Raw genomic sequence first — 8,140 nt, forward strand, 5'->3', positions numbered from 1 at the left:
TGCTTCGCTGGCGCTGGCGCTGGCGCTGGCGCTGGCGCTGGGGCTTTCGCTGAGCGTTGCTGCTAGCTACTGAGCGCTGCTTGCCGAACTCGACGCCTGGCCGGAAGTGGCTGCGGCGCCGCACGCGGGAACTCGGTCCCAGTTGCGGCGCCGCCACCTCCTGCACCCCCCCGCAGGTATAGCTAGTACTCAATGCCCATAGCCGCGCCTTGTCACCGTCTTCGGCCAGGAATGGGCCACACGGTCGAACCAGGACAGCCTGCTTAGCTGGCCCCCCGGCCCGCCTGGCCCTTCAAACCACCGGGACGGGCCGCTCTTTCTCGCTCACGCGGGTGCCTGCCCGTTGTCGCGGACGTGGGCGTCCGCTCGTTCTTGCGCGCGTGGGCGGAGGTCATCAGAAGCGGCTTCGGCGTCCGAGGAACACGGCGGCGGCCCCGGCGACGAGCAGGGCCAGCCCGCTCAGCGCCAGAACGTCCAGCCGCGGCCCGGTGATCGGCAATCCGCCGCCCGCCCCCGCCGACGCGTCCGAAACGTCCCCCGGCGTTGCGCTGCCGGCTGGTTCCGGGGACACGGCGGCCGCTTCCATGACACCAAGGTCGAAGTTGAGTACTCGGCTGGGGGAGTAACCGGGCTTGCCACGGGTTCCGCTCTCACCCTCCGCAATGGTCACCGACAACGCAGTCGCCCGAGCCGCAATCGCGTGATCGCGCGACGCCTGCCGAACGTCACCAAGCGCAATCGTCATGGTCGCACCCGCCGGAGCGCTCTCCGTCGGGGGCTCTGCAACCTCAGGCGCATCCGGTACGACCGGAAGCAACGCCTCGTCTCCATCAGCCATGACTTCCCCGACAGCCGGCACCCGCCCCAGCAAACCCGCCGCCGACTCCGAACTTCCCGCGTCGCCGGCCCCCGAGCTGCCTGTCTCTGAGCTGCCTGCCCCTGAACTGCCTACCTCTGAGCTGCCTGCCCCTGGGTCACCCGGCGCCGCGTCACCGGACCCCGAACTGCTCGCCCCAGCCTCCCCTGACCCACCGTTGCTCGATCCCGCGCCACCCACCGCAGAGCCAACCCCGCCAACGGTCCGCCCGGCATGTCCATCAAGGCCGTCCGAGGAAGCGACGGCTCCAGCCTTGGAAGCACCCGCAGAACTCGCCCCCGGCCCGTCGTCCTCAACCAACCCACCCGGCCCGTCGCCCTCAACCAACCCACCCGGCAGAGAGATCTCAACCCGATCCCCGCCGGTATCAAGGCGAGCCGTCTCCACCCCGGCCCCGGAAACCTCCACCACAGCCGGCAGGTACCGAACCTCCCCACCGTCCTCACCAGACATGCTCGCCCGCAAAGACGGCGCCTTCAGAAACTTCACCTGCACCGCACCGTCAAGCAACTCCACCCGCCGAGCCGAGAAGCCAGCCGTAGCAACCGAAGCCGCCCGGTTCATCTCCGTAACGCTCGTACTCTCCACTGTGGGTACTCTCACTATCGGCAGGTCACCCTCAGCTACCAGCGAAGCGTCACTCAAGTGAGCTGTAGCCCGGGTCACCTCACCGGCTGTCACACCACAGGCCATGCCTGGGTGCCATTGGGCGTGCGAAGTCAGGGTGCCGGGGCCCAGCCGAATGGGGCCGGATGTTCCACTGGGAGTTGATCGCTTGGCCGGCGTTTTGTTGGTTGGCGGTGCTTGTTGGAGCAAGGTGGCGGTCAGGCCGGGATCGGCGGCGGTGTCGAGCATGCGGGCCGCGGCGGCTGAGTTGACCTTGGTGGTGCCGACCAGCGCCGACTCGACTTGGCCAACGTGAGCCTGGGATACACCAGAGTCTTGCGGCGCAACTGCGGCTTGGGAAGTGCCGGAGGCTTGCGGCGCAACGGAGCTGTGCGGTGACCCGGAGGCTTGGGAAGTGCCAGGGGCTGGGGATGCACCGAGCGCTTTGGGCGTACCGGATGAGGTGATTTGTAGTATTTGACTGCCGGATTGGGCTGCGTAGCGTTCGGCTTGCTTGCAGGAGGCGGGGGCGGCATCGGCGGGGAACGGGACCGCGAGCACGCCTAGCGCGCCGAGGGCTCCGACCGTGGCGAAACCACGTCGGCGACGCGCGGCCCAGCGAATTTCCTGCCCAAGATCAGGCCCGGCAAGGCCATCGGAAGGCCGGGCAAGGTCATTGGAGGGCGACGGGGACGATCTTGCGAGGGTACGTTCGGCGCTGTGCCGGCCTCGGGAGAACTCCACGATCGCGGGCGGGCCGCATGTCCGATTTCCTGCTGCTCGTACCGTCTGGGTGGTCCACGCATCATCGGCCCGGCTGGGCTCGGCAGGCGTCATGAAAGTCCTCCCCCAAGGATTGCCGCAGTGAGCGGCGTCTACGGGACTGCCCAACGAGGTTCAATGCGCGGGGTTGCGCAGACATATCGGATCTGCGGTGTTTCGCACGTCCGGTGCGTCGCCGTAAGCTCGGTGCATGGGCATGCTGTGCGCGGTCAGCTTCAACCGGTACGGCCGCCTCTACTACCTCGATCCGGGCGAGTTCTCGCCGCAGGTGGGCGACCGGGTGCTGGTCCCCACCGACGACGGACCCGAGGTGGCGGAGTGCGTCTGGGCGGCGCAATGGGTCAGCGAGGAAACCGACGGGTTCCCCAAGGTGGCCGGCCTGGCCGACGAGCGCGACCTGCGCCGTGACGAGCTGCTCAGAAAACGCAAGGCCGAGGCCAAGGTGGCGGCCAAAAAGCTGATCAAAGCCCATGAGCTGCCCATGAAGGTGGTGGCGGTCGACCACGTGCTGGAACAGGGCGGCGTCGGCGGTGCTCGCACCACGATCTACTTCACGGCACCCCACCGGGTCGACTTCCGCTCGCTGGTCCGCGACCTGGGCGCGACCCTGCACTGCCGCGTTGAGCTGCGCCAACTCTCGGCCCGCGACTCGGCCCGGGTGCAGGGCGGCATCGGCTCCTGCGGGCGTGATCTGTGCTGTGCGACCTTCCTCACCGACTTCGAGCCGGTCACCATCCGCATGGCCAAGGACCAGGACCTGCCGCTCAACCCGCTGCGCATTTCGGGCGCCTGCGGCCGGCTCATGTGCTGCCTGAAGTACGAGCACCCGCTGTACCAGAAGTTCCAGGCCTCGGCGCCGGCCGTGGGTAGTCGGGTGTCAACTCCGGAGGGTGATGGCCGGGTGGTCGGGCACAGCGTTCCCAAGGACTCGGTCGTGGTGCGGCTGGACGCCGATGGTTCGCGGTGCTCGTGCAGCCGGGCCTCGGTGTGCGGCCCCCGGCAGGCGCACGACGAGCACTACAACTAGGTCACCACGATCGGCGGTTCGATCAAGCGCCCCACCAGCTCTTCCGCGGGTTCCAGCCAGGCCTCGTCCGCATCTCCCTCGGGTCGGGCCGTCCATTGGCGACAGATTCGGTCCACCCCGATCGCGTACACCGTCAGGGTCCCGTCCGGTGCGATGTGCAGGCGCAGGAAGCTCTTGGCGTCCTCGATGCTCTGGCCTGCGAACAGCTCGTTCGTGTTGACGTCGACGGTGCCGGCGACAAGCAGGTATAGCGACAGCAATTGGGTGCCCAGGATCGCGAACACCGGCCCGTAGAGCACGGCCGCGACCACCAGGGGACCTGGCCAGGACCAGTCGTGGAACGGCAGGCGCAGCCAGAGCCAGGTGCCGCCGGCTGCCAAGGCGATCTGGGCGAAACCGTGCAGCATGCCCAGGATCCAGTGGCGGGCGTGGCCGGGTTCGCCGGAGCTTGGGGGCTGGGCGAACAGGACCGCGCCGGTCAGGATCAGCGTCATCATGATGACCAGCGGGATGCTGAACAGGCGCTGGAAAATGCCGCTCTGGCTGGCCGCTCCGGACATGGCCAGCATCGTCAGCGTCTGAATGATGCCGATCATCGTGGCGAAACCCGGGTTGCGGGTGGGCACGTTGCGGAAGACGCCCCAGCTCAGCCGCTTGGATTCGGCCTTGGTGGGAAAGGTCGTGACGAGTTGGTAGTCGCGGCTGCGGCTGGCGCTGCGGGTCAGCGTCTCGCGGGGCGGCACGCTGAGCTGATCCGGCAGGTTGTGGGTGGCCACCAGGTAGGCGCCGCCTCCGCCGCAGGTGATCAGGTCGCGGTCGGCCCCGGTGTAGCGGGCGTAGTGATGAAGGTCTCCGGAGACGAGCAGGCGGACGTGGGCGCCGGTCGGGGCGAGGATGGTCCGGATGAAGTAGTCGACCGCGTCGTACGCCTCGGGGCGCTGGGCAGCCTTCACCCACGTCGGTGACGGGGTCATCAGGATCACGCGGTCGTCCGGGCCGAGCGACCGTGCGGCGTCGGCGAAATAGAGCAGCTGCGGATCATCGATGTACGCCCCGAACTGCTCGTCGATGGCGTACACGTGCCAGTTCGAGGGCAGCTTGATCGCGAAGTAGGAGCGGCGCTGCTCGGTGCGCCACCCGCCGATGTGGCCGTCCTGGCGCCGGGCGAACAGCCGCAGGAACGCGGTGAGCCCGTCATACCAGTCATGGTTGCCGGGCAGCGCGTACAAGGTGGGCTGCGCTCCGGCGGTCGGCGGCTCGGGCAGCGCGGCGCGGTACGGGCCCTTCATCCGGTTCTCATAGCCGTCGCCGCTGGCCAGCGGATAGACCTGGTCACCGCCCATGAGCAGGACCTGCCCGCGCGGCAGCCGCCGGTCACCGATCTGCAGCTCGGGCCGGGCCAGCAGGTACGCAATCGAATAGGTAGCGTCGAACCCGTCGCCCAGGTCGGCCACGTAGTCGAACCACAGCTCACCGTCGACGCCCGGCTGCTCGAAGGACTCGGCGGACAGGGCGTTCTGCAGCTCCCGCTTGTCCAGATAGGCGCCGAACAGGATCGCCATCAGCGCCCGCAGACCCGTGTTGAGCAGCAGCAATGGCGCGAGCCAGCCGACCGGGCGCTGCGGTGTGAAACCGAGCTGCCGCGGATCCATGCTGGTGGGCCGGCGCGCCCGGGACGGCTCGGCTTCGGCCGACGGCCCTGCCGGTCGCCGGGCTGACTCGCGTTCGTTCACGAAAGGGACCTTAGCCCCGGGGCCCGACAAGTTTTCCAGCCGTCCGGCGCGCCCCGCCCCACCCGTGACACGAGCGGGCGCCAGCATGCCGTACACTCACTAACCGTTGCCGCCTTAGCTCAGTCGGCTAGAGCGACGCACTCGTAATGCGTAGGTCGACGGTTCGATTCCGTCAGGCGGCTCAAAAAGAGGCCCTGACCAGCTAAGGTGCTGGTCAGGGCCTCTTTCGGTTTTGAATCGCCCCCCGAAAACCCCCCGTTAACGGGTTCAGGCAATCAGGTTCGGGCGGTGCCCATCGCGCCGGACCGGTGGTGGCCGGACGGTGTGGGTGTGCCGCCTAAGCCGCCATGGGCGGTCGTCGCTGGCCGGTCAGCTCGTTGGAGTTTGCGGTGCCGGAACCGAGCTGCTCGAGGATGTCTGAGCTGTCTGGTGCGAGGGCCGGCTTGACGATGTAGTGCTTCTTGGTGATCTCCTTGCTCCCGTGCCCGAGTTGGGCGGCGGCGCTGTCGGCGTCAGCCTCCTTGTCGATGAGGGTGGCGACGGTCTTGCGGAAGGTGTGGGGTGTGACCCATTCAAGGCCTGTTTCCGCGCGGGCCTGGCGCCATTGCCTTCGCACGTTCTGAGGTGACAGCCAGGTCCCTCTCCGGGTGGCGAAGATTGCATCGATCGGGTTCTCGACCGCGGAGACTTGGCGAGCCAGCAACATGCCGACTGCGAACCGGGGCAGGATGACGGTGCGGAACCCGGCCTCCGATTTCGTCCAGTCCTGCCGGAAGAAGCCTCTGCCTTTGACGTACACGATGGTGCCGCAGATCGTCAGGCAGGGGTGTTCCGCGGCGAGATCGATGTCCTCCCATCGCAGGGCGAGGATCTCACCGATGCGGGCGCCGGTGGCGAGCATCAGATCAACAATGTCGCCGAGATCCCCGGTCGGTCGCGGCCCGGACTTGCCGGGTGTGGGTTCCTGCCATTGGCGGATGGCCGCACGGACGAGTTCGAGTTGATCGGTTTCGAGGGCGGTCACCTTACGGCGCGGGTTACGCAGGCGAGAGGTGTCCCGGACCGGATTGGCGGTGAGGGCGCCTCGCCGGACCGCCAGGCCGAACATCTGACCGAGGGCGATCTTTGCGCTCCTGGCCGCCGACGGCCGGTCTTTGGCCACGTCGCGCAGGAACTTGTCGAGGCGTCCTGCCGATGCCTCGCGGATGCGAAGGCTGCCTACGGCCGGTTTGATCGAGACTCGCACGCTGATCTCGTACCTGCTGATGGTTTGCGGCAGGATGCGCTCCTCTGCGGTAATCTCTTCGAGCCAGAGGTCGGCCAGCGTGTGGACGTAGGTTTCACGGGTGACCTCGTCATCGTTGGGCGCGACGCGGTCACGGAACTTGGCCTTCAGCGCTCGTTCGGCTGCGGAACGGGTAGCGCCGGTTGCCTCGACGTCACGGGTCTTGCCGTCGAAGTCGCGAAAACGGCCCCGGGCGCGGTACCGGTCAGGCCCGAGCTTGTTGATGCGGATATCGCCACCGGTACCAACTTCTAGTGGAGGTCGGCCCATGCCTCAGCTCTCCGGGTCGGTGTTGGCGTCGAGCCAGCGTTCGACCTCGCTGCGCCGGTAGCGCAGGGTGTTGCCGACGCGGATGGCGCGTGGTCCTTTGCCTCGGCTGTGCCAGGCGTAAAGGGTGTGCTTTGGCTTGCGCAGCCAGGCCATGACGTCATCGACAGTCAGAAGCGGGTCAGGTCGCCACGGGGCGGTCGGTTCGGTCACGGCTGGCCTGCCGTGGCGGATGAGCCGGTCGGCGGGTGTGACCCGCCGGGGTCGGGGAGCCGTCGCCGGGCGGGGCTGGGGAGAACGGACCCAGGGGTGGAGCGTGCGTTGGGCGGACACGGATCGGTTGTCCTTTCGGCTGCCCGGTCCGCATGGGGCCGGGTGTCGGTGGCGCTGCCGCTGGTCACGGTGTTCGCGGGGCGCGCCGGGTTCGGATGTCGATCCATGTGGGTCGGGGTAGAGGGATCAAGCCTGTCGGTGGTGTGCGCGGTGGTTCGCAGCCCGGAGCCGGGCAGGGTGTTCGGCGACCCGGCCAATTTGAGGACGATGACGTCTTCGTGCTGCAAGAGCCACTGCGGGTCTCCAGCGGCGATGGCATCACTGACGTTCTTCTGCTGGAAGAACGACGCCCTCGGTACGAGTACGCCGTCGCGGACGCCGGCCATCAGAGCGACACACTCCTCGACCAGTTCGAGCCCCGCCGCCTGTCCGGCTGCGACGACCATGCCGGGGATGTCGATGAGTTCGCCGTGGCGCCGGTAGGGCCGGGCGGTGATGACGACGTGTCCGCCGGGCCGCAGGACCGCCCGGCATCCGGCAAGGATGTCGGCGAACCCTGCGGCGAGGGTGTCGTGGTTGCGGTAGGCGAGGTTGTCGCTGCCGCCGTAGCTGTGGTGGATCTTGCGGACTTTGCCGCGCCGAGCGCCGGGGGTACGGACGTGGCCGTGGGTGGACGACCCGTACGGCGGTGAGGTGATCACGAGCGCGACCGTGCCGCGCATCTGCGGCGGCAGCAGCGTCGGCAGGTTCCGGGAGTCGCCGGTGTAGATGACCCCGGTGCCGGAAGCGCCTTGCTTCTCGGCGAGGGCGACGTTGACGGCGGCCAGGGCGGCCCACCGGTCTTCGTATTCGACGCCGACGCCGTGGCGATCCAGGTGCATGGCTTCGACCATGGTGGTGCCGATGCCGGCCATCGGGTCAAGGACGAGGTCTCCGGGGTCGGTGTAGGTGTTGATGGCGTACCGGGCGATGGTGGGCAGCATCTTGCCGGGGTGGGTGATCGACTCGGGCGTGTATCGGCCCTGACGCAACGCCCGGGACTGCTGCTGCCCGGTCAGCCAGACCGAGCCCGGATATCCCTGGGCGAGCAACGCGGCGGCGGAACCGGAGACGGGGACGGGGACGGCCGCCGGGCCGGGACCGCTGGCGGGGACGGAGCCGGGGACGGCGACGACACCGGGGACGGGGACGGACCCAGCGACCGAGGCGTCCCCGATCGCGATCGGGATCTCAGAGGTGGGGACGGCGTCGCCGGCGGGGACGGCTCCGAGGTTGGGGACGGCGGAGGC

At 68.5% G+C, this 8,140-nt stretch carries 6 protein-coding genes and 1 tRNA gene; 2 read left to right on the forward strand and 5 right to left on the reverse strand.

All coding sequences use genetic code 11. The features are described 5' to 3' along the window. Nucleotides 1-394: 394 nt before the first annotated feature. Nucleotides 395-745, reverse strand: a complete 351-nt coding sequence (locus tag TFC3_RS01815; RefSeq protein WP_067494694.1) for a hypothetical protein — start codon at nt 743-745, stop codon at nt 395-397. 1,711 nt (nt 746-2,456) lie between these two features. Here TFC3_RS01815 and TFC3_RS01820 point away from each other — a divergent pair. Continuing rightward, nucleotides 2,457-3,293: a regulatory iron-sulfur-containing complex subunit RicT gene (locus TFC3_RS01820; protein ID WP_067494696.1), complete on the forward strand. Its 837-nt coding sequence runs from the start codon at nt 2,457-2,459 to the stop codon at nt 3,291-3,293. On the opposite strand, the gene TFC3_RS01825 is transcribed toward TFC3_RS01820, so the two are convergent. Beyond that, nucleotides 3,290-4,945 (reverse strand): metallophosphoesterase, encoded by a 1,656-nt coding sequence (locus TFC3_RS01825; RefSeq protein WP_153040397.1) that lies wholly within the window; start codon nt 4,943-4,945, stop codon nt 3,290-3,292. The genes TFC3_RS01820 and TFC3_RS01825 overlap by 4 nt on opposite strands. 189 nt (nt 4,946-5,134) lie before the next feature. On the opposite strand from TFC3_RS01825, the gene TFC3_RS01830 reads away from it, so the two are divergent. Further along, nucleotides 5,135-5,208, forward strand: a tRNA-Thr gene (locus TFC3_RS01830). A gap of 155 nt (nt 5,209-5,363) precedes the next feature. Here TFC3_RS01830 and TFC3_RS01835 read toward each other — a convergent pair. The 3 genes from TFC3_RS01835 to TFC3_RS01845 are packed head-to-tail and all read right to left on the reverse strand — an operon-like array spanning nt 5,364 to nt 7,942. Continuing rightward, nucleotides 5,364-6,581 carry a site-specific integrase gene (locus TFC3_RS01835; RefSeq protein WP_067494698.1) on the reverse strand — a complete coding sequence of 406 codons (1,218 nt, stop codon included), beginning with the start codon at nt 6,579-6,581 and terminating at the stop codon, nt 5,364-5,366. A gap of 3 nt (nt 6,582-6,584) precedes the next feature. Then, complete coding sequence (locus tag TFC3_RS01840; protein WP_067494701.1) at nt 6,585-6,791, reverse strand: AlpA family transcriptional regulator; 207 nt, start codon at nt 6,789-6,791, stop codon at nt 6,585-6,587. Next, nucleotides 6,788-7,942: a TRM11 family methyltransferase gene (locus TFC3_RS01845; RefSeq protein WP_067505743.1), complete on the reverse strand. Its 1,155-nt coding sequence runs from the start codon at nt 7,940-7,942 to the stop codon at nt 6,788-6,790. Before TFC3_RS01845 ends, TFC3_RS01840 begins: the two co-directional genes overlap by 4 nt. Between the last annotated feature and the right edge of the window lie 198 nt (nt 7,943-8,140).

This window comes from Actinoplanes sp. TFC3 (genome assembly GCF_001553785.1).
Taxonomy (GTDB): Bacteria; Actinomycetota; Actinomycetes; order Mycobacteriales; family Micromonosporaceae; genus Actinoplanes.

Coding starts and splice junctions, on each gene's coding strand:
- TFC3_RS01815 (WP_067494694.1), bottom strand. CDS start 745: ATGACGATTGCGCTTGGTGACGTTCGGCAGGCGTCGCGCGATCACGCG.
- TFC3_RS01820 (WP_067494696.1), top strand. CDS start 2,457: ATGGGCATGCTGTGCGCGGTCAGCTTCAACCGGTACGGCCGCCTCTAC.
- TFC3_RS01825 (WP_153040397.1), bottom strand. CDS start 4,945: ATGGATCCGCGGCAGCTCGGTTTCACACCGCAGCGCCCGGTCGGCTGG.
- TFC3_RS01835 (WP_067494698.1), bottom strand. CDS start 6,581: ATGGGCCGACCTCCACTAGAAGTTGGTACCGGTGGCGATATCCGCATC.